Source organism: Desulfovibrio desulfopostgatei (genome assembly GCF_053570645.1).
The window spans coordinates 431,862-452,513 of the sequence record NZ_JBRBQS010000002.1 but is presented as its reverse complement, the minus strand read 5'-3'; the positions used below and the strand labels follow the sequence as shown (position 1 = coordinate 452,513).

The window sequence follows — 20,652 nt, the reverse complement described above, 5'->3', positions numbered from 1 at the left end:
CGGGGTTGCCGCTTGCTTTACACAAGGAGTACTCATGGACGTTTTTGATCAGGCTACCGAGCTGGAGCGCCTTGACCGCGAATCAGCCCTCTTGCGGGCCCGCGCCGCTGTGGATCGCGGCGGCCCGGAATGGATCAACGGCGTAGCCTGCTGCCGTGAATGCGGCGACCCCATCCCCGCCAAGCGCCTTGAAGCCCTGCCCGGTGTTGGCCTGTGCCGCGCCTGCCAGGAAGAACGCGAAGGCAGCCGCGACTAGCCCTCACAGGGTTGCCCTTGCGGCCTGCCGCTGGCGTACCTTGTGCTGTAGGGCTGCGGCCCCGACACCCCCGGCGATATCTGCATTGCAGCGCGCCCGCACACAGGCGAGCGCGTACTGATTGCGCTCGGCTTTTGATCCTGCCAGCGTGACGGCACCATTTGCGCGCAATTTTCTCCCCCTCTGCAAGCCCTTCCATCTCCGCAATCATTGCGACATTCCCCGGACCATTCTTGTTCTGACAAGAACTTGATGCTCACTGGCTGTATCAGGCAGACAAATAAATGCCCGAGGCACTGCATCCCCCTGAAACGAAAAACCCTGTCCCGGCAGATCGCGGGGACAGGGTTTTTGAATGATCTCGCTTGCAAGGCAGGCCGCCAGGCCAGCGCAGTGCGTGCCAAGTCCGGTCAGTTCCAGATAAAATGCAGCAGCCAGTAAGAAACAAACCCCACGCCTGCAGCAGCGGGCAAGGTGAGCACCCATGCCGTCACCAGATTTGCGGCCACATTCCAGCGCACGGCTGAAAGCCTTTTGGTAGACCCCACACCAAAAATGCAGGCGGATATGGTGTGCGTGGTGCTGACCGGGGCACCCATGAGGGATGCGCCGGTGATGACCAGGGCGGCGGAGCTTTCCGCGGCAAAGCCGTGCACCGGCTCCAGCTTGAAAATACGGTGCCCCATGGTCTTAACAATTTTCCAGCCGCCCACGGCGGTGCCAAGAGCCATGGCCCCTGCGCAGGAAAGCTTGACCCACAGGGGCACTTCCACTGTGTCGATCTTGCCAAAAATCATCAGGGCCAGGGTGACGATGCCCATGGTCTTCTGCGCATCGTTGAGGCCGTGGCTGGTAGCCATAAATGCGGCGGAGAGCAGTTGCAAACGCCGGAACGAGGCATTGACCTTGCGCCGGTGTATATGCCCGCAGATCCAATAGATGATCCACATGCAGCAAAAACCCACCGCGTAGCCAGCCAGAGGCGAGGCCACAAGGGGCACCAGCACCTTGTCCCAGATGCCCTTGCCGTTCAGCGCGCTAAAGCCTGCATCGGCCACGGCGGCGCCGATAAGCCCGCCAATCAGGGCATGGGAAGACGATGACGGAATACCGAAATACCAGGTTATGCAGTTCCAGGTGATGGCCCCCACGAGAGCGGCCAGCACAAGTACGTGGCTCCCCTCCACCACGTGCGGCAAAACAATGCCGCTGCCCAGTGTTTTTGCCACTTCAGTACCAAGCAGCGCCCCGCCCAGATTGAGCAAGGCCGCAGCGCCCACCGCAAAACGCGGCGTCACCACCTTGGTGGAAACCACGGTGGCAATGGCGTTGGCGCAGTCGTGCGCGCCATTGGTGAAGTCGAACACCAGGGCCACCAGCACAATGAGCGCCAGCAGCACGGGGATATCAAACATTTTTCAGCACCGCTTCTTCAATGGTTTCCGCCAGCGCATTGACCTGCTCAAGCAGGATGTTCATACGCTCATAGGCCTGACTCCACTTGAGCACCCGCATGAGGGCCTTGCTTGTCAGTTCCTGATGCTCGTCCATCAGTTCCGCCAGGCCCACGGCCAGCACCATGTCGCATTCGCTGCGCAGGCCGCGAAAAGCACGGGTCTTGTGGCAGTCGCGCCGATTGGCGAGGCCGGCAAGCATTTCATAGGTCAGATCAAGCATGGAGCTGATGGTGCGCGCCATCTGCAAGGCGGGAAAGCGGATCGAGGCAAATTCAAAAATATGCAGCCGCGTGCTCAGGCTGTGCAGGCAGTCCATGCACTCTTCCTGTTCCTGGTTGATGCGCAGGATGTCCTCGCGGTCAATGGGCGTGATAAACGTCTGGGAAAGCGCCCGGATGATCTTGCTGTGCAGCAGGTCGGCCTCTTCTTCCAGAAAGGCGATTTCCTTGTGCACGTGATCCATGTTGGAAACGTCTTCCAGCATGTTTACCAGCAGGGCGGACATGCGGCGCAGCAGATCATTCTGCTCGTTGAGCATGGCAAAAAACGGAGCGGATTTAGGCAGTAGAGCAGGAAACATCCTTTCTCCTTGAACTGGTTGCAAGCGCGGAGCGCCACGAATGGTAGCTGTTTGCGCAGGCTTTGCCCTGGCATGCAGCTTGCGGGGGCGAGCAGTGCATCACTTCGCCAGCCCGTTTGACCCATTCCGTTTATACCGGGCAGAACTTTGTGCCAAGAGAAAACAGGGCGTCAAATTAAACTTTTCAATGCGCAAAAAAGAACTCAAATCATGGCGGTATGTTATGAGGTCACTTTTTTGCGCATTCCCGCGTCTGACGCGACTTTCCGCGGGAAAGATTCTCGTTGGATTGAACGCACAATCTATAATCCAGGCGTGTTCTGCACGCAATGCTTTGCTGCGTGGAGGGGACGCCAACTCAACCTGCGTGGGAGTTTAATCAATAGATGTCAGCCATTCCAAAACTTGTCGGCCAACAGCTTTTGGCAAAAAAGACCAGGGCGGCGGCATGATGCAGTTTGCCCCCGGCAGCAGCAGGCCGCCGTGGTGCAGATAGAACGTGCCGTGGGATGTTTGAGCTTCAGCTTCGGGATCTTTGTCTGCGTAGAGGGGATCGTTCCACAGGGGGTGCCCCACAGCGGCGGCATGCGCTCGGATTTGGTGGCGTGCGCCACGTCGGATGCGGCACCCGACCAGCGTCAGCCCAACACGGTGAAATTGGGAGTCTTTTGTGAGGGCGAGTTGCGGCAGGTCGTCCCCATCAAAGTAATGGAGAGGCGTAAAATTTGTCCAGCGCGTGCAGCCGGCATCGCGATCAAGCACGCGGCTTTTGCTGCGCTTGTCCGTGCGCAGGGCAAAAGTCACGGTAAAATCTTCTTCCAGCCGCCCGGCCAAAAGCGCAATATAACGCTTTTCGCAGCGGCCAGCCGCCTCGGCCAGCCGAAAAGCCTTGGCCGCCTGCGGGGAAAGCGCCGCGCACACAATGCCAGAAGTGCCGTAATCAAGACGCTGCATCAACTGAGGGGACAAAGCCTCCGCACTCATACCCGCATCATCTTGGGGATCAGTCTCAGTGGAGCCCTGCCCTGCCATCAACTGCGGCAGCATGCTCTCCAGGCTGTGGCCCCTGCCGCCTGTCAAAGCGGCAGTGTGCAGGCCCACGGGCTTGTAAAAAAAACAGAACTCGCCCTGACGCTCCAAAAGACGCGGCAACGTGTCAACATTTGCATCTGCGGGGCATGCGCTAGTTACGGTTGCCCCAGCAGCGGCACTCTGAACCTGCTGATCTGCGCCCGGCGCATCAGCCAGTGAAACCACATCCCCTTTGCGCAAACGTTGGGCCGCCGTGCAGGAGCGCCCGTTGACGAGTACCTGACCACTTTCAATGCTGCGCTTGCGCCCTCGCAGGCCCATCTGCGGCAGCAGCAAGGTCAGGGCATAGTCCAGCCTCTGACCGACCATGTCTGCACCGGAGGCTTCAAACTGTTTTGCAGTCGCTTCCTGCGGCTCGGCGCAAGATGCGGAGGAAATTTCATTGCTCACAGGGTCACCGAACTGCCGGGAACAAGCTCCAGCAGGGCTTTGGCGGTTAATTCCGGCACATGGCGCTGCGGATCATTTTCGTACACCATATGTTTTTCTACCAGCCGTACACCCAGTTGGGCGAGGGCGTCACGCTCTCCAGCATCCAGCCCGCCCTCATAGCGACCATTGCGGGCATCAACCAGCACGGTCTGCAACAGGGCCTCGGTGGGGGCGTCGGGGGCGTCTTCGCGCAGATGCCGCAAAATCATGGCAGTCTGCCCCGCCACGGTCAGGCCGTGCAGTTCGGCGTCTGTTCCGGTATTGGGAATAAAAATTTTCGGGCACTGAACGGCAGCCACGGCACGCCCTACATTCTGGGGCAACAAGTTGGCAAGCACGCTGGTGTAAAAACTGCCCATGGGGTAGCAGATGGCCGCCGCCGACCGCAGATAGGCCACCGAGGCCGGGGCAAGGGGCGGACGGCAGGGGGTTTGCAACTTTTTTGCCTGCTCGGTTCCCCGGTCAGGCTCGTGCACGGTGAGGAACAACCGCCGCACAGCGCCGCTGAGATTTTTAAAGCGGTGCTGGCCCACTACAAGGGAACCGTCTTCCAGCTCCGCCGCCAGATGCAGGCTTTCGCTCACAATGGGCAGTACCACGCCGCGCGTTTGCAGCAAGCGGCTGAGAAAGGCCATGACCGGGCCAAACACCCGCTTGTGGTGCAGGTAGCCCCCGGCCAGAATCAGATTGCCCAGGCAGGCGCGGAAGGGGTCAAAATCTTCGGGCATGCGTTGCAGAAAAAAATTGAGATGCAGGCGCAAGCCATCTGCAAACAGCGGCGGCATTGCCGCCCAAGCGGGATGCGCCTCGTTGCTCATGGCGCGCAACTGTTGGCGCAGTTCGTGCGGATCGTTGCATTCCGCCGACTGTTCCGGCAGCCTGCTGGCGCAGAATTCCATTACCGAGGCGGGCACAACCGCGCTGTCGGCCAGAGCCAGCAGGCGGTTGCGGATGTCGCCCACGGCAGGCATGGCAAAGCTGCGGCGCAGTGCCGCAGAACTGCCGCCGGAATCAAAGGGCGTGACGAGATGAACGGAATTGTGGGTGTAGTGGATCAGTTCACGGCTCAGATCGCGCAGAGCCGTGCCGCCCGTAAAAAAAACCAGTCTGGGGCCAAGCGGAGGAAAGCAGAACAGCGAAGCACTTTCGCTCACACGGCGCTCCCCGCTGCCAGGGCATCGCTGTCCGGCGCAACCTCACAGGCGCTGCGACAGGAGGGAATGAGTCCCATTTCGCACATGCGCAAAAAAATCAGCCGCCCGATCCAGGCATCTGTGGCGGCGTAGGCAATCTGACGCGGCGTCAGTTCCATGAGGCTCCAGTTTGAACACTGCGAACCCTTGGAAATACGCCAGCCAAAAAAATTGGCCGCAAGGGTGCGCAACCCCTGGCTCGGCATTTTGTGCGCGCGTGCCACACCGCCAAGATCAACCAGCCCCGCTGGCTCAAAGTCATGCAGGCGGCCAAGATCACGCATATCGTCGCGGATGCCCACACCAGCCTTGACCTGATCGGGGTTTGCCAGAATCTCGACCACATGTGGCCCGAACGGCAAAAAAGCCAACTGCACCAGATACACGGCATTGGCCGTGGCAAGCTGGATCAAAGCCGGAAAATTGCGGCGTCCCTTGCGAAAGGAAGGCCGTGTTTCCGTATCAAATCCAAGCAGGTCTGCGGATCGCAGATCCGGCAGCGCGTTCTTCCAGTCCTCCAGGGTGCGAATAACCTGCACCGGCCCCTCGTAATGAAAAAGGGGCATGGCGTTGATTTCTTCGCAACTCAGCCTGCGGCGCAAAACGTCCATATCCATAGGTTACTTACCAATGCAGAATTGGGCAAATATGCTGTTAAGCACTTCAGCCGGGCTGGAAAGCCCGGTCACTTCCCCCAGATGAGCGGCGGCCATATCGAGTCTGACCGCGCAACAATCGTAAGGCTGCCCTGCAACAACATCAGCACGCAGCCCTTCAAGTTCTTTCAAAGCCTTTTCCAGCGCCATGGATTGCCTTGCGTTGGGCGCAAGGCCGTCTTCCGGCGCGGTATCCGAACCGCCCCCAAGCAGCACAGATCGCAACATGGTTGCAAGCTCTTCGACATATGTATCGGAAAGTGCGCTCACTGCGCAACAGGTTCGCGCACCAATCCAGCGGGGAGGGAACACTTTTGGCATGCAAATGTCACATTTGTTCCACACCACGAGCAGGGGCGTGTCGCCCACAGAGTCAAGAACCTCGCGGGCCGCAGGGTCCGGGCAGACCTCTGCCGCCGCACCTTCCTCGCCCAGCAGGCCGCCATCAAGCACAAGAACAACAAGATCAGCCTGAGAAACTTTTTCGCGGCTGCGCGTTACGCCAAGCTGCTCAACGGTTTCTTCAGCCTGTCGCAGGCCTGCAGTGTCTGTCAGGCGTACGGGCAGACCGTCAAGATTGCATGTTTCTTCCAGAAAATCACGTGTTGTGCCGGGGATATCGGTCACAAGCGCGCGCTCGCGCCCTAGCAGCGCATTGAGAAGGCTGGACTTGCCGGCATTCACCGCGCCAGCCAGCACAACTACAGCGCCTTGCTGCACGATCTGGGCCCGTCTGCTCCCGGCCAGCAACCGCCGCACAGCCAGCATGACCCTGTCGAGAACTTCGCAGAGAGCCGCTGGCTCCATGCCTTCAACTTCTTCGTCAGGAAAATCCACGGCAAGGCACATCTGGGCGCGCAGCATTTCCAGTTCTTCACGCAGTTCGGCAGTGCGCCGACCAAGAACGCCTTCAAGGCGGTTGAGCCCGTAGCGCAGTGCCTCGCGCGAGGGGGCGGCTATAAGCTCGGCGACGGCTTCGGCCTGGCTCAGATCCATACGCCCGTTGACAAAGGCGCGGCGCGAAAATTCGCCGCGTTCTGCCTGCCGCGCCCCGTGGCGCAGCGCGCTTTCAAGCACGGCCTGCACCAGAAAAGGGCCGCCATGGCTGTGAATTTCGGCTACATCTTCGCCCGTAAAGGTACGCGGCCCTGGCATGAAAACAGCCAGGGCATCATCGAGCGCCTCGCCGTTCCAGTCCAGCACGCGGCCCCGGTGCAAAAGCCAGGGATGGAAATTTTCCACCTGTGCTGAAAGGGGCAGGAACATGCGGGCAAGAACTTCCTTGGCCCGGGGGCCAGAAAGGCGCACGATGCCAATCCCTCCGGCACCGGGAGGGGTTGCAATGGCGGCGATGGTGTCGCCACGTTCTGTCTGCACTGCTGTATCCATATCCTGCCCTATGTTTGCGCGGCCTCGCCAACGCGCGTTGCCGGAGATCTGCGCCCAGTCGGGCTGTTTCTCCGGCAACGTTACAAGCACCTTCAAGACCCTGCTGGCCCCGCTTGCGGTATGAGCGCGCCAAACGCGCGTCTGCCAGTGAGGCTGAGGCTAGACGCGTTCTCCCTTTCTGCGCATGATGACCACGCGCTTCATGGGGCCATCGCCCGTGCTGCGGGTCTGCACGTCAACAGCCTCTTGCAGGCACACGTGCACAATACGCCGATGGTACGAAGAAAGCGGCCTTGTGGAGTAGGAGCGCCCGCTCTGGCGCACCTTGTCTGCAAGAGCCAGAGCCATTTCGCGCAGTTTTTCATCCTGACGGCGGCGGTATTCACCGGCGTCAAGCTGCACCCGCACGGCTGCGTTCATGCCGCGCGATACAATGCGCGATATCATGTATTGCAGGGCGGCAAGGGTCTGCCCTTCGCGGCCTATCAGAAGACCGGAGTCTTCATCGCAATCAATGCCCACATAAACCCTGCCACCGCCGATCTTGACGGTGATGCCCACGCCGTCCCCAGTGATGGGGCGGATGAGCTTGCGCACGGTTTCATCCACAAGGGCTTCAAGCTTAGCGGCGTCAAGCTGCTCCAGAGGAGTAACCGGCAAACCTTCGCCTGCGGCTTCAAAATCATCTTCCAGTCCATCAACCGGGGCGTCAGGGCGCGGTGCGCGCTCGGGGCGATTGTTCTCGCGCTGTGGGGAACGGACCTCTGCCCTGCCGTTGCCCCTGCTGTCGGGGCGGTTATCTGAACGATTGTCAGGCCGGTTGTCCGACCGGGAATCATTGCGTCGCCCTCTGGCTTCGCGTGCAGGAGTCTCGGCGGGATTAACCGCCTCCACGCCTTCGCCTTCGGCATTTCTGCCTGTGCGCTCGCGGCCCCGGTCGTTTCTGGAATTTCTGCCGGAAGGCTTGGCGCCATTTCTGTCAGGCTTGCCGTTACGCTCGCCCCGGCGGTCAAAAGGCCGATCAGCGGGTTTATCCAGCACATTGCCATTAATGGCGGCGTCCAGCTCTTCTTCACTCTCAAAGGCGTCCAGAGACTGCGGCTTGCGGTTGCGGCCCCGGTTGCGCCTGTCATCCTGCTGGTTACGTCTGTCGTCTTGCTGATTGCGTCTGTCGTCTTGCTGATTGCGCTGAGGCCGGGCCTCCTGCTGGCGGTCGCGCCCATCGCCCCGGCCCTTTTCGGCCTGAACCTCCGGAGCGGTGGGAGCAACGGGAGCCTTGGGGGCTGACGGGGCAGACGGTTCAGGTGCAGCCGTAGGTGCTTGCTCCTGCCGATTGCCGCCGTTTTTGCGCTGCTCCGCAGATCCGGCGTTCTCACTCGCAGATGCGGGCTGCCCGGCAGACGGCGCAGGGGCCGAAGCCCCTTCGCCGTTCTTTCTGCCCAGAATGCTTTCCATAGTTTCGCGCAGCTGCACGCGCCTTGCCCGAACCTTGGCCTTGCGCGCCCCCACGATGCCGAATATGCCGGACTTGGCGTCCTGCACTATTTCAATCTCGAGCTTTTCACGCGCTGTGTTGAAGTAGCCGCAGGCTTCCTCTATGGCGCTGTCGAGATCCTTTCCCTGGAATTCCTTAAATCCTTCCATACGAACCCCTTGCTGTGTCACGCGAACCCGCCGGGGCGGCCTACTTCGCTGCGGATGTAGAGAACTTCTTCGCCATCATCCTCTGCTGCGCAATGGACAGGATGTTGTTGACCAGCCAGTACACCACGAGGCCCGAGGGGAAGCTCAGGAACATGGCGGTGAAGATCAACGGCAGGAACATCATGATCTTCTGCTGGGTGGGATCAGTGGCCGGGGGGCTCATTTTCTGCTGGATAAACATGGTCAGGCCCATGATGACGGGCGTGATGTAGAACGGGTCTTTAGCCGAAAGGTCAGCCAGCCAGATGATGTCAGTGCCGGGCAGATAGGTGATGAAGGGCGCGTGACGCAACTCGATGGACGTGAGCAGGGCCTGATACAGGCCAAAGAACACGGGCATCTGGATGAGAATGGGCACACAGCCGCTGGCCGGGTTAACCCCGTAGGTCTTGTAGAGCGCCATGACTTCCTTGTTCATGAGCTCCTTGTTGTCCTTGTGCTTCTCGCGGATAGCCACCATGTGCGGCTGAAGCTTCTTCATCTTTTCCATGGAGGCGTAGCTCTTGGCCGTAAGGGGCCAGAACAGGGCCTTGATGAGGACCGTCAGCAAAATGATGGCCACGCCCCAGTTGTTCACGTACTTCTGGAAAAATTCAAGCAGCCACAGCAAGCCCTTGGCGATCACATGGAACATGCCGAGGTCAATACTCTTGGCAAGCTGGTCAGAAACAGCGGCAAGCTTGGCGCGTTCCTTGGGGCCAACCCAGTAAGAAACCGTAAGTTCGCGCTCCTGGCCGGGGCCGAGCATCACTTCAGGCTCTTCAACGGCAGCGCGGAACACGTTCTGCTGCATGCGGCCCTTGACGGTCACGTTGCTCGTGTCGCCGGGCAGCACAGCAGCAAGAAAATAGGTGCTCATGGTGCCAGCCCAGTAAATCTTGCCAGCAACCTGCGCACCTGTGGTTTCAAGCGTTTTGGGCGAAGATTCTTCGCCAAGGCTTCCATCGTTGTCCCAGGCAAGGCGCATGGCATCGTAACGGTCGCCTGCGGCATTGCTGGCATCGGCGGCCACAGTGTAGCTGACGCGAACGCTGCGGGCCTGATCCGTGGTGTTCACCACGCGGACTTTTTCGCGGATAAGATAGGTATCAGAGCTGAAGGTCATTTCGCGGATAACGCGCAGGTTGTCCACCTCGCCGTCAAAGCGCAGCACACCCTGCTGACCGGCACCGATATTCAGGCCATTTTCATTGCCTTCCACAGACCACTGGCCAGTGCTCCACGAGGGCTGGCTGTTCACCACCAGGCCCAGCGGGGCAACTGCGGCGGTCTTGGGGTCAACAAGGTTGACCAGCGGGGAATCCACCGCGAGTCCAGTCTGATACTGCTTGAGCTTGAAGGAGCGCAGCGCGCCGCCGCCAGTGTGAAAAACGGCTTCATAAAGGGGGGAGTTGACCGTGAGGTCGCGGCCCGGGGCGGGCGTGAATACGGGCATGGCCTGCTGCGCGGTTGTGGCGGTCTGCTGGGCCTGTTGCTGCTGGGCAGCCTGCTGCTGCGCCTGCTGTTGCTGGGCAACAATGGCCGGATCAGGCTTGCGGACCCAGCCCATGTACTCGGACACGTAACTCCAGCCCACAATAACGACGAGGCACAAAAGGATGGCGATGATCAGATTTTTTCCGTCTTGCATGAGGGCGTTCACTCCTGGGACAGTGGCGGGACGTCACGGGGACGTCTTGGTGGTGGAACAGGATCATAGCCTGAACCGCCCCAGGGGTGGCAGCGGGCAAGACGCTTGAGCGCAAGCCAGCCGCCCCGGAATATGCCGTGGGTCATGATGGCCTCTGCGGCATAGGCGGAACAGGTGGGATAAAACCGACAGGCGGGGGGAAGCACTGGCGAGATGCAAAGCTGGTAAACGCGTATGGGTAATATGCACAGATTACGCAGCAAATGACTCATGGCAGCCCATCCAATGCCGGACGGCCCGGCTCTCGCCGAACCACGCGCCGCATCAGCGGCAAAAGCTCGGCGGCTACGCTGGCCAAATCCAGCGCAGCCTCTCCGGCATGCTTTTTAGCAACGGTAACGATGTCAGCTTCCTTGGGCAAATCGCTGCGATGCAGTCGATAAAATTCCCTCAGCAGCCTTTTGACGCGATTGCGCACAACAGCATTGCCTACCTTGCGGGAAACAGCCATGCCAGTGCGCGCAGCTAGACCGGGACTATTGCCCGACAGCACAAAAACAAGGAAATGCTCGGTATGCAGACGCCTGCCCCGCTCATAGCACGCCACGAATTCCGCCCTTCGACGTATCCGCAGGTGCTGCGGCAAACCATTCTGATTCATGGGAATACCCATGTAGAACGGGACAAGCCCGCCACGCTAGGCGCTCAGAACCTTACGGCCCTTGGCGCGGCGACGACGGATGATGGCGCGCCCGCTGGGGGTGGCCATGCGGGTGCGGAACCCGTGAGTGCGGGCCCTTCTGATTTTGCTCGGCTGATATGTTCTTTTCATGGCAGACTCCTTAAAAAATTTCCGGCAGGGCCTTGGGCCGACCACCGGGGCGATGCGGCACGCCGGGCCTGAGCGGTTTTGGGGCTACCCCCCGGCTTTTAAGCGCAGAAGGGCAGCGTTGCCCTGGCGTTAAAATATATGGAACAAGCTACATACACGCCAGCAAGGTCTCCGTCAAGCGCCAGATTCCACATACAACGCGCGGCTATAATGCCCTTGTTGCAATTATGCCGCAAGAGTAAACGCGCCACGCTCAAAAAAATCTGAGAGCAACGCGTTCGCACATTTTTTAGGCGGAAACTTCAAACCGGCACGAATGGTTCGCACGGCAAGCCAGATTCACACGCGCAGCCATCGCGAACCATGCTACCAGAATCTCAGGGCCTTAAGGCCGGGCATTGGCCCTCGGCAACACATCATCCGCTGAAAAAGCCGATGGTGCCGGCACATCTGGCATAGCCCCGCCACCTGCACCGCCAATACTGCCCACAGACGATGCCGCTGCCGATGAATATGGCATGGGCGCAGAGCTTGGCGCTGGTGCAGCATTGACCGATTTGGCCGGGCCAGTGGCAGAAGCGCCAGACTGGGCCTGCGCTGAAGCAGCGTTATTCATGGGCGGGATGGCGCTGCTGACAGGTGCCGGAAGGGATGTTTTGCCCACCCCCTTGGGTGCCGGGGATGTGGCGGACTGCGGGGCAGCCTTTGAAACCTTGACCTTGCGCTTTGCTTGACGCACCGGCGGTTTTTTGTCCGCCTGAGGAGTCATGGACAACTCCGGCACAGCCGCAGGATCCACAAACCGCGCCCCTTCCAGCGCAATCTGCCGGGGCGTTACAAGAGTATTCCAATACAACCGCCCGCCACCGCTGTGCAGCCACACATCGGTAAGATTGGTGGCCCCGGAGGCCGTGTGAGCAGGAACCTGAGGCGGCAGGGGGACAGCCTCCACGGCAACCGCAACGGGAACGCGGCAAAGGGAAAACGCCCAAAAAGCAAGCAATAGCATACCAACTGACTTGCGCATAAAACTCACCTCTACTGCGCTTATCGGCCTTGAAGCAAAAAAACTTTAGCCTGCAAAAAAAGAAGGCGCGGGCACGGGGGAGAATGCAGAACGCCTGGGCATCATCAGCCACCGGCTGGCAAAGCCCGGCGTTGACAGGCAGCGCTGGCTTGGGCACATTCCCACTAACCGATTAACTTCCAGAAATTCCATATTCACCGCGCATGACAGCATCGCGGTCATACGTTTCCATTCAAGCAATTCAGGAGTCCGCATGTCCAGCAAGCCGGATTTAACAGCAGCCCCCGCGATGCCAGCCCCCTGCATAACACTTATAGGCATGGCCGGAGCGGGTAAATCCACTGTGGGTTCAGCCCTGGCGCAGGAGCTGGGATGGGCTTTTGTTGACAGCGACCACCTGATCGAAGCCGCCTACGGCGCACGCCTGCAAGACATTACCGACAAATTGGGCAAGGCAGCCTTTCTGGATACCGAGGGCAAGGTAATCTGCGCCATCAAGGCCAACCGAACGGTCATAGCCACAGGCGGCAGCGTCATCTACCGCGATGCGGCCATGCGGCATCTGGCTGCGCTTGGGCCTGTTGTCTATATTGATGTGCCCTTTCATCTGATTGAAGAACGCATCGCCCGCAATCCTGAACGTGGCATTGCCATGAATCCCGGCGAGAAGCTTGAGGATATTTTTAATGAACGCAAGGCCCTGTACACATATTACGCAACCCTGCGTTGCCCCGCCGAGGGTAAAAATCCGGCCCAGTGCGCGCGCTGGATTCGCGATCACCTGCCCGAGGGTTTTCTGAAAGGCGATGCAGCCTGATCTGTCCCTTGCCGCACCAACACAGGCAAGAACAACTCGGCCCTTTTTCCCTAATTGCATTGCCAGGGTCTAATCCGACCCATTCTGCATCTCAGGCTCGGCCCACTGGTGCTACCCTGCCGTGCCATGGGCACCGCCTTTCATCCGGGGCCTCACCTGCGCTCACGCATCAAAAAACAAAAGCGGGGCCGAAACCCCGCTGAAATCTCTTCACGAACGGCGACACACCGAACGTGGAACATCCGCTCCGGCAGAACGCAGCGCCAGGCAGCGCGCAACCAGAGCGGCGTTACTACTTTTGCTAATACTGCCAGGTCGAACCGTCAAAACGGATCAGTTCGTTAATGTTGCGAGCCTTGACCTGTTCGCAAGAAGCAGTAGACATAGCTTCCTGACGGGTCTTGCCACGGCAATCCATTACCCTTTCCTGATACCGGATAAAGCCGACGTACTGACCAGTGGGGCTGGGGCGCAATTCAGTGGTCACGTTGGAAGAGTCCACATCAATGTAGGTCCCCACGTAATCCTTGCCGTCCTGGCGCACTTCCCTGGAAGACTTGGAAGGCATCACAGTGCGGGCAGCCTGAGCAGCCAGCTTGTGGCCCACCATGGTGAGTTCGGCGGCGACCTGAGCTTCGGTCTTCGCGCCTTTTTTGGTGGCAACGGGCTTAACTTCAGCCGCTTTTTCGGCCTTGGTTTTACCCTTCTTGCCCTTAGCGTCCTTGGCAGGAGCTACAGGGGCCGGGGTCGGTTCAGGGGCTGCGGTCTGTTCCTGCGGCTGAGCGGGCTTTATTTCTTCATCAGTGGAAGAAGAGCCGCCAAACCAGGCGCAACCGCCAGTGGTCAACCCCAACGTGAGAATGAGTGCCAGAATCTTACGCATGTGCCATGCACCTCATAAAAAGCCGGGCGGCATACACCACCCGGCTTTTGCTTTAATTCGACTGACGCGAAGACGCTCCGAGATTACTCGAAGGACACTTCGGTGCGCCGGTTCATGGCGCGACCTTCGTCGGTCTTGTTGTCATACTTGAAGGACTTGCCGCGGCCAATGGCGGTCATGCGGCTGGAGGGGATGCCCTGCTTCACGAGGTAGTTCTTCACGGAGCTGGCGCGTTCCTGCGAAAGCTTCATGTTGTAAGCATCGGAACCCACAAAGTCGGTCCAGCCGGAGAGAACAACGCGCTTGTTGGGGTTGTTCTTGATCAGGGTGGCGGCTTCGTTCAGGATGCCCATGGCCTTGCCGTCAAGAGCATAGGAATTGAAAGCGAAGTGCACGCCGCGCAGCACGATGACGTCTTCGTCCTTGCAGAACACGGAAAGCACAAAGCGTTCAACAGCGGCATCGCTGGTGGCCAGTTCTTCACCACGCACCACAACGGCGTTGGAGTTCAGGGCGCCGATCTTTTTGATGGTGGCTTCACCGTTGGGGGTGTCGGCCAGGGAGATCACATGCACAACCAGGTTACGCTGGCTGGCGTACATCTGGCTCACAACCTGCACGAGGTCGGTACCACGGTTGTTGTCGCCGTCGGTCACGAGGATCAGGGCGGCGTCGCGCTTCATGCTGGAGATGAAGGGTTCATACGCCTGCAGGCCGTTGCCCATGCTGGTCATGCGGCCAAAAATATCAAAGTTGCTGCGCAGCTTCTTGAGGCCAGCGGCCATGGCGGCGCGATCCCAAGGACCCTGGGCAATGATGGCGCCGTTGGGCGAAAGGGTGTGCAAGCCACCATTGTAGCTCAGAGCGGGGATAGCGGCGTTGATGCGCGTAAGCACATTTTTGGCCACAACAATCTTGTCCTGCTTCAGCTTGTCGTTCTTCATCATCATGGAACCAGAATAGTCCACTACGAAGTCGAAGCTCTCAATTTTCTTGTTACAAGCCGGAGCGGCCGCAGCGGCCACGGCGTAGCTCAGAACAAGAGCGGCCGCAAGAGCAAGAAGACGAAACGATTTCATACTGCCTCCCAAACGTTGTTAGTGTCGTCGATTACCGTCAACAACAGTAAATCGCGGTGTGCCCGCCACGTTACCGGCTCACTCACAGCCATAGGCCTTGGAGACGGCAACTGCCTTTCACATACCCGCGTTTAGGAAAAACCGCAAGTTGTAAATAGGAAACACTCTTTCGCTTTTTCATCACAGTCCAACTGCAACGTACATCCGATTATTTCCCTTTGTCAGCAAAAATCCGGCGGCTGACCCCGCTCTGCCGCCAGCGCTGGACAGCCCGCCGGGGCTGAGGCATACTTTGTCAAGAACCAAGGATTTTCCATGCCTGCACTGACTTTTTCCAAATGGAGCCCCGGGGGCAACACCACCCTGCTTTTTCCCGACGCTGGCCAGCGCCCGGCAGAACAGGCGCGTCTGGCGTCTTTGGCGCTGGATTCTTCCATGCTTGGGGGCGAACAGGCGGGATTTGTGAACCTGTCCCAGCATAAACTGCGTATGGCGGGCGGTGAATTTTGCGTCAATGCCAGCCGCGCCGTGGGGGCCTTGCTGGCATACACTGCCCAATATTCAGGCCCGGAACAGGGAGTGCTGGACGGAATTGCCCCTCGCAGTGAACAAAAAACCGAAGCTGCTGCCCCAGCAGAACACCCTGTCCGCCTTGATGAAATCCAGGTTTCCGGCTGGCAGACTCCTGTACGCCTGCGCACCCGCGGCTCCGCCCCGCTCTGGCAGGTGGAGGCTCTGCTGCGCCTCCCTGAATATTCCATTACTACTATAGAAAAAGGCGCGCATCTGGTGCGCCTGCCGGGCATCTGCCATCTGCTGCTTGGCGGGGCAACGCATCCCCTGCCTGATGACTGCCATGCAGTGGCCGCCCAGTTACGCCAACAGCACGGCCTTGAGGCCGAGCCTGCCGCAGGCGTTATCTGGTGGCGGGAATGTCAGGGCCTGCTGGACATGCTGCCCCTTGTGCATGTGCGCGATGCCGGAACAACATTTCTTGAAAATGCCTGCGGTTCCGGTGCCCTGGCCCTGGCCCTGTGCCTTGCTCGCGCAGGCACGCGCCGCTCTTTTTCCATCATGCAGCCCGGCGGCTCGGCCCTGGACGTGCGGCTGTTTGCTGAAAGCGGCCTTGATATGGCTGGCATAGACGGCCCGGTGTCGCTTGTGGCACGTGGCAAGGTCTGGCTGCCTGATCCAGACTCCCGCCCTAGCTTGACCCAAAAGCTGGCATCCAGTTTGTCACCCAATTTGAGCTGACGCATGGCTGAAAAGCTTCGGGAAGGGTTCACTACCGGCAGCGCAGCAACAGGGGCAGCGCTGGCCGCACTGCAACTGTTGCGCACGGGCACAGCGCCGGATGCAATCCCGGTGCCCCTGCCCCCTTTTAGGGCTCAGGGCGCACACAATCAGTGCAAAAACACCAATGGCCTGCCTGAGCCTCGGGGCTGGCTACGCCTGAACATTGAAAGCTGCGCCACAGGCCCAGCGCCGGAACTGGACGCCGCATGGGCCGCTGCCGAAGCTGACGCCGCAATCGGGCTAGCCGATCCGCCTCCACCGGATATCATTGCCATTGCCCACGCCAGCATAATCAAGGACGGCGGCGATGACCCTGACGCCACGTCTGGCGCGCGCATAACGGCCACGGTGGTGGAGAGCGCGCTGCCCCCCACGCATCTCCCTGCAAACCAGGCCGAGGATGCGGCACGGCAGGCACCCGCCCATAACGCAGAGGGGGGATCACCCGACACGACAGTTGCATACCCCGACCACATCATTATAAAGGGAGGGCCGGGGGTGGGGCGCGTCACCCTGCCGGGCTTGCCTGTGCCCGTTGGCCAGGCTGCCGTCAACCCGGTGCCGCGCCAACAGATAACTTACGCCCTGCAAGCGCAGGAGCAGAAATATGCCGCTGCCCTCCAGGGCCGCACCCGGCTGACGGTATTTGTCAGCGTGCCTGCTGGCGCGCAACTGGCGCACAAGACCTTCAACCCCAGATTGGGCATTGAAGGCGGCATTTCCATATTGGGAACTCAGGGCACGGTGCGTCCGTTCAGCCATGATGCGTGGAAGGCCACTATCGAACAGGGGCTTGCCGTGGCCCGCGCCACAGGCTGCCATTGCGCATGCCTAACCACGGGAAGGCGCTCGGAACGGCTGCTTATGGAGCGCTACCCCGACCTGCCGGAGCGCTGCTTTGTACAGGTGGCGGATTTTGCGCAGTTCTCCCTGCAAGCTGTGGGGAGCATGCAGTTTGAGCGCATTATCTGGGGCTGTTTTTTTGGTAAACTGGTCAAGCTGGCCCAAGGGCATGCGTACACTCATGCAAAGGATTCCACGCTGGACATGCAGGCCCTTGCGCAGCTTGCCAGCGAAGCTGGCGCTGCCTGCGCGGATGCTATCACCCGGTGCGTAACAGCGGCTCACGCACTGGAACTGCTGCTGGCAGACAGCGCAGGAACAGAGACTATCAAGCGGGTGGCGCAACAGGCGGCGCGCACCGCGCAACTTTTTGCAGGCCGCCCCGTGAGCTTGCACCTTTTTCACACTGACGGCAGGGAATTATTGGCGTTATGAAACAACAGGTCTCACTGCCCGGCTTTGCCGTTCCAACCCACACGCCCGACACCCAGACACGGGACGATGACGCAGCCAACGCCGTTCCGGCCGAGGCTCTTGCCGCTGGCCTGCTGGAGACTCCCGGCGAGCATTCTGCTGAAGAGCCCATTACGCATGCCGCTGCCGATGTTGATGAGCAGGCTGCCGACTCGCCGGAATTTCCTGCTGACGACCCGGCGGCTGCCCCAAATATCTGCGCAGTTGCGGAGCCCGCCGCTACATGCAACGCCGCCGACGCAGACACTGCACGCGTTGATGCCCCGATTACCGCTGATGAAGCGCTGCCTTGCGCTGACAATGCGAATACCGAAACGGCAGATGCGGACGCATCAGACAGTGATGAGCCCCTCCTTATGGATTCCGCTCCCGCATCCACGGATGCCGCCCCTGCCACGCCCGCAGAGCTGCCAGCCGAATCCGCTGCAACAGCAGCTACAAACACACTTGCTGCCAACACCGCACAGGCCGCACCTGAGGCCGAAAGCGCGCCTGCCATTACTGCACCCGCCGCCGCTACGCCCGCCAGCCCTGCCGTTGCGGGCACATCCGAGCAGGATGACTGGCCGCCCATGTCGGAAATGTTGCAGTCATTCTTTGTTTTTGAGCCAACGACTGTCGCGCCGGAACCCATCACGGTCATGGGCCTCGACTGCGCACGCCCGCGAGGTCTGGCAGGTCTGGCCGAAGCCCAGCGTCAACTGGCGGAACAAGCCGACGTGATCTGCGCCGGACGCATGCTGCTGGAGGAATTTTCCGGCAGCAGTCTGGAATCCAGCAACGGAGTAACCGGGGGCGCAACCATTGGCACAGACGGGAGTTCGACAGAAAGCCATCCCGCAGGCGATCAGGAGAACCCTCCCGCAGCAGGCCCCGCCCTCAAGGCGCGGCTACTGCCCCTGACCACGCCGCTGGAACCGCTACTCACCAGGCTCAGCCAGTTACGGGCCGCAGGGGAGCGTGTGCTTGTGCTGGCAGACGGCGACCCACTGCTTTTTGGCATCGGCGCAACCCTAGTGCGCCGCATGGGGCCGGATGCCGTGCGTCTGCTGCCCGCTGTCAGTTCCCTGCAGCAGGCTTGCGCGCGCCTTTCCCTACCGTGGCACAAGGTTATCTGCCTCTCCCTGCACGGGCGCGATGATTTGCGCCCTCTCAACGTGGCCTGCGGCAAGAATGCCCCGCTCTGCATCCTGACTGATGCGCGCATGTCGCCCGATGTGCTCGCCCGCCACCTGCTCGACCGCGGGGTGGACTGGTTTGATGCCCATATTTTTGAGCGCATGGGCGCTGCCGATGAATGCGTCAGCCACCTGAGCCTGGCCGATGCCGCCGGGCGCGAATTTGGCCCGGCCTGCACAATGGTGCTGATACCAATGGCTCCGGCCCGCCGCCCGCATCTTGGGCTTGACGCCGACCAGCTTGCGGTTGACCGGGGCCTCATAAGCAAAAAACCTGTGCGCGCCGCCGCTCTGGCGCTGCTGCGCATTGAAGCCGGGCACGTGGTGTGGGATCTCGGTTCCGGCTCGGGCGCTGTGGCTCTTGAAGCTTCCGTGCTGGCGCACGAGGGCCGCGTGATCGCGGTGGAACGCTCCGCCGGGCGCGCCATGGGCATTCAGGAAAACCGCCGCCGCTTTGGCGCGGCCAATGTGGAAGTGCGCCTCGGGCAAGCCCCCGAATGCCTGCCCGGTCTGCCTGATCCGCAACGGGTATTCATCGGCGGCGGCCTTTCTGGCGATGACGGGGATGACATCTTGGGGCATGTATGCCTGCGCCTGCCCGTTGGGGGGCGCGTGGTGGTCAGTTGTGTGCTTCTGGACAGTTTCAGCCTGTGCCGCCGCTTTTTTGAAGACATGGGCTGGCCTGTGGAAATTCTGCAAATCAGCGCGTCTGAAGGCAAAAGCCTTGGCGGCGATGTTCATCTGGCGGCCATGAACCCCGTATTTTTGCTCGCCGCCCAAAAACCCGCGCCTGCTCCCATTCAGTCCGGCGCACAGCCCGAAGGCAGGTAGCCGCATGGACAGCGCGCAGCAGACCGGGATCACGCCCGGCATCGTTACATTTGTGGGCGCAGGGCCGGGTGATCCAGACCTCATGACCATCAAGGGGCGCAAGGCCATTGAACAGGCCGCCCTCGTGCTCTATGCAGGTTCGCTGGTGCCGCGCGAGGTGGTGGCCTGTGCCGCGCCCAACGCCATGGTTGTGGATTCCGCCCCGCTGAATCTTGAGCAGTGCCATGCGCTGGTGCGGGCAACCGCGCTGGCGGGCCGCTCCGTGGCCCGTGTGCATACGGGCGACCCATCCCTGTACGGTGCGTTGCGCGAGCAGGCCGCCCTGCTGGATGCGGACGGCATCCCCTGGCGTGTGGTGCCGGGCGTTACCGCCGCCTGTGCGGCTGCGGCTGCGGCGGGCATTACCTTTACCGTGCCGGAAGTAACCCAGAGCCTCATTATCAGCCGCCTTGAGGGCCGTACCCCCGTCCCGGCGCGTGAGCATCTGCACCTGCTGGCGCAGCATGGGGCCTCCATGGCCGTATACCTCTCCGCAGCGTCGGCTCAGGCTCTTCAGGACGAACTCTCGCGCAGCCTGCCGCCCGAAACACACATTTTTTGCGCCCACATGGTCAGCTGGCCCGAGGAACAACTGCACTGGACCACGCTGGGCGAACTGGCCCAGTGCATAACCAGCCACAACCTCACCCGTCAGACCGTTTTTCTTGTGCTGCCCGCAGAAAGCTGCGAGGGCGCGCCCTCCCGCCTGTACGCCGCCGATTTTTCGCACGGCTACCGCGCAGCCAAAAGCTGATTTCATTCCGACATACCACCATTAATATGGGATTCAGGCAGTGTGCTTTTACGCATCCCGCTTGAATCCCATATCTTTTTTGAACAAGCCATCCTGTTACGCAATAATAGCGTGACACGTTTGCAAAATACGCTTGTATTGTTTTAGTTATCACACAACAAGCAGATTTTGTAATGTTGCATGGTTTAAAATATACAATATTTAATTGTA

Annotated in this window: 20 protein-coding genes; 6 read left to right on the top strand and 14 right to left on the bottom strand. The window is 60.3% G+C overall.

Going from position 1 to position 20,652, the window contains the following annotated elements:
• The first annotated feature begins 34 nt into the window (after positions 1-34).
• Positions 35-256, top strand: coding sequence for a TraR/DksA family transcriptional regulator (locus ACUZ9Q_RS01985; RefSeq protein ID WP_022657782.1), 222 nt, complete (start codon positions 35-37; stop codon positions 254-256).
• Positions 257-666: 410 nt separating this feature from the next.
• Here the strand turns inward: ACUZ9Q_RS01985 and ACUZ9Q_RS01980 are convergent, their stop codons facing one another.
• The 12 genes from ACUZ9Q_RS01980 to ACUZ9Q_RS01925 form a co-directional block, all read right to left on the bottom strand.
• The gene (locus ACUZ9Q_RS01980) at positions 667-1,671 is read right to left on the bottom strand and encodes an inorganic phosphate transporter (RefSeq protein ID WP_215647968.1); all 1,005 of its coding nucleotides are present in this window, start codon (positions 1,669-1,671) and stop codon (positions 667-669) included.
• On the bottom strand, positions 1,664-2,293 hold the full coding sequence (locus tag ACUZ9Q_RS01975) for a DUF47 domain-containing protein (protein ID WP_192112313.1): 630 nt from the start codon (positions 2,291-2,293) through the stop codon (positions 1,664-1,666). The genes ACUZ9Q_RS01980 and ACUZ9Q_RS01975 overlap by 8 nt, the downstream gene beginning before the upstream one ends.
• A 375-nt stretch (positions 2,294-2,668) precedes the next feature.
• Positions 2,669-3,775: a pseudouridine synthase gene (locus tag ACUZ9Q_RS01970; RefSeq protein ID WP_449247227.1), complete on the bottom strand. Its 1,107-nt coding sequence runs from the start codon at positions 3,773-3,775 to the stop codon at positions 2,669-2,671.
• Positions 3,772-4,971 (bottom strand): GAK system CofD-like protein, encoded by a 1,200-nt coding sequence (locus ACUZ9Q_RS01965; RefSeq protein WP_449247226.1) that lies wholly within the window; start codon positions 4,969-4,971, stop codon positions 3,772-3,774. Before ACUZ9Q_RS01965 ends, ACUZ9Q_RS01970 begins: the two co-directional genes overlap by 4 nt.
• On the bottom strand, positions 4,968-5,627 hold the full coding sequence (locus ACUZ9Q_RS01960; protein WP_215647965.1) for a 3'-5' exonuclease: 660 nt from the start codon (positions 5,625-5,627) through the stop codon (positions 4,968-4,970). The genes ACUZ9Q_RS01965 and ACUZ9Q_RS01960 overlap by 4 nt, the downstream gene beginning before the upstream one ends.
• A gap of 3 nt (positions 5,628-5,630) precedes the next feature.
• Positions 5,631-7,055, bottom strand: coding sequence for a tRNA uridine-5-carboxymethylaminomethyl(34) synthesis GTPase MnmE (gene mnmE / locus ACUZ9Q_RS01955; RefSeq protein ID WP_027180648.1), 1,425 nt, complete (start codon positions 7,053-7,055; stop codon positions 5,631-5,633).
• Positions 7,056-7,214: 159 nt separating this feature from the next.
• On the bottom strand, positions 7,215-8,699 hold the full coding sequence (locus ACUZ9Q_RS01950) for a Jag N-terminal domain-containing protein (protein ID WP_449247225.1): 1,485 nt from the start codon (positions 8,697-8,699) through the stop codon (positions 7,215-7,217).
• 40 nt (positions 8,700-8,739) lie between these two features.
• Complete coding sequence (yidC, locus tag ACUZ9Q_RS01945) at positions 8,740-10,389, bottom strand: membrane protein insertase YidC (RefSeq protein WP_449247224.1); 1,650 nt, start codon at positions 10,387-10,389, stop codon at positions 8,740-8,742.
• Between the two features lie 8 nt (positions 10,390-10,397).
• The gene (gene yidD, locus ACUZ9Q_RS01940) at positions 10,398-10,661 is read right to left on the bottom strand and encodes a membrane protein insertion efficiency factor YidD (protein ID WP_136400527.1); all 264 of its coding nucleotides are present in this window, start codon (positions 10,659-10,661) and stop codon (positions 10,398-10,400) included.
• On the bottom strand, positions 10,658-11,050 hold the full coding sequence (gene rnpA, locus ACUZ9Q_RS01935; RefSeq protein ID WP_022657772.1) for a ribonuclease P protein component: 393 nt from the start codon (positions 11,048-11,050) through the stop codon (positions 10,658-10,660). Before rnpA ends, yidD begins: the two co-directional genes overlap by 4 nt.
• A 36-nt stretch (positions 11,051-11,086) precedes the next feature.
• Positions 11,087-11,221, bottom strand: coding sequence for a 50S ribosomal protein L34 (gene rpmH, locus ACUZ9Q_RS01930; RefSeq protein ID WP_022657771.1), 135 nt, complete (start codon positions 11,219-11,221; stop codon positions 11,087-11,089).
• Positions 11,222-11,606: 385 nt separating this feature from the next.
• Positions 11,607-12,248 (bottom strand): hypothetical protein, encoded by a 642-nt coding sequence (locus ACUZ9Q_RS01925; protein WP_449247223.1) that lies wholly within the window; start codon positions 12,246-12,248, stop codon positions 11,607-11,609.
• A 253-nt stretch (positions 12,249-12,501) separates the two neighbouring features.
• Between ACUZ9Q_RS01925 and thrB the strand changes: the two genes are divergently transcribed.
• On the top strand, positions 12,502-13,065 hold the full coding sequence (gene thrB / locus ACUZ9Q_RS01920) for a homoserine kinase (RefSeq protein ID WP_227118268.1): 564 nt from the start codon (positions 12,502-12,504) through the stop codon (positions 13,063-13,065).
• Between the two features lie 301 nt (positions 13,066-13,366).
• Here thrB and ACUZ9Q_RS01915 read toward each other — a convergent pair whose 3' ends face one another.
• The gene (locus ACUZ9Q_RS01915) at positions 13,367-13,948 is read right to left on the bottom strand and encodes a translation initiation factor 2 (protein WP_192112306.1); all 582 of its coding nucleotides are present in this window, start codon (positions 13,946-13,948) and stop codon (positions 13,367-13,369) included.
• An 83-nt stretch (positions 13,949-14,031) separates the two neighbouring features.
• The gene (locus ACUZ9Q_RS01910) at positions 14,032-15,027 is read right to left on the bottom strand and encodes an OmpA family protein (RefSeq protein WP_022657767.1); all 996 of its coding nucleotides are present in this window, start codon (positions 15,025-15,027) and stop codon (positions 14,032-14,034) included.
• Between the two features lie 315 nt (positions 15,028-15,342).
• Here ACUZ9Q_RS01910 and ACUZ9Q_RS01905 point away from each other — a divergent pair, with 315 nt between their 5' ends.
• Genes ACUZ9Q_RS01905 through cobM form a run of 4 tightly spaced genes read left to right on the top strand, consistent with a single transcriptional unit; the run spans position 15,343 to position 20,442 of the window.
• Positions 15,343-16,281, top strand: coding sequence for a hypothetical protein (locus ACUZ9Q_RS01905; protein WP_449247222.1), 939 nt, complete (start codon positions 15,343-15,345; stop codon positions 16,279-16,281).
• A gap of 3 nt (positions 16,282-16,284) precedes the next feature.
• On the top strand, positions 16,285-17,601 hold the full coding sequence (cbiD, locus tag ACUZ9Q_RS01900) for a cobalt-precorrin-5B (C(1))-methyltransferase CbiD (protein ID WP_323390327.1): 1,317 nt from the start codon (positions 16,285-16,287) through the stop codon (positions 17,599-17,601).
• A complete protein-coding gene (gene cbiE / locus ACUZ9Q_RS01895; protein ID WP_449247221.1) occupies positions 17,598-19,649 on the top strand; it encodes a precorrin-6y C5,15-methyltransferase (decarboxylating) subunit CbiE in 2,052 nt (683 codons plus the stop codon). The genes cbiD and cbiE overlap by 4 nt, the downstream gene beginning before the upstream one ends.
• Before the next feature lie 4 nt (positions 19,650-19,653).
• The gene (gene cobM, locus ACUZ9Q_RS01890) at positions 19,654-20,442 is read left to right on the top strand and encodes a precorrin-4 C(11)-methyltransferase (protein WP_192112302.1); all 789 of its coding nucleotides are present in this window, start codon (positions 19,654-19,656) and stop codon (positions 20,440-20,442) included.
• Positions 20,443-20,652 lie beyond the last annotated feature (210 nt).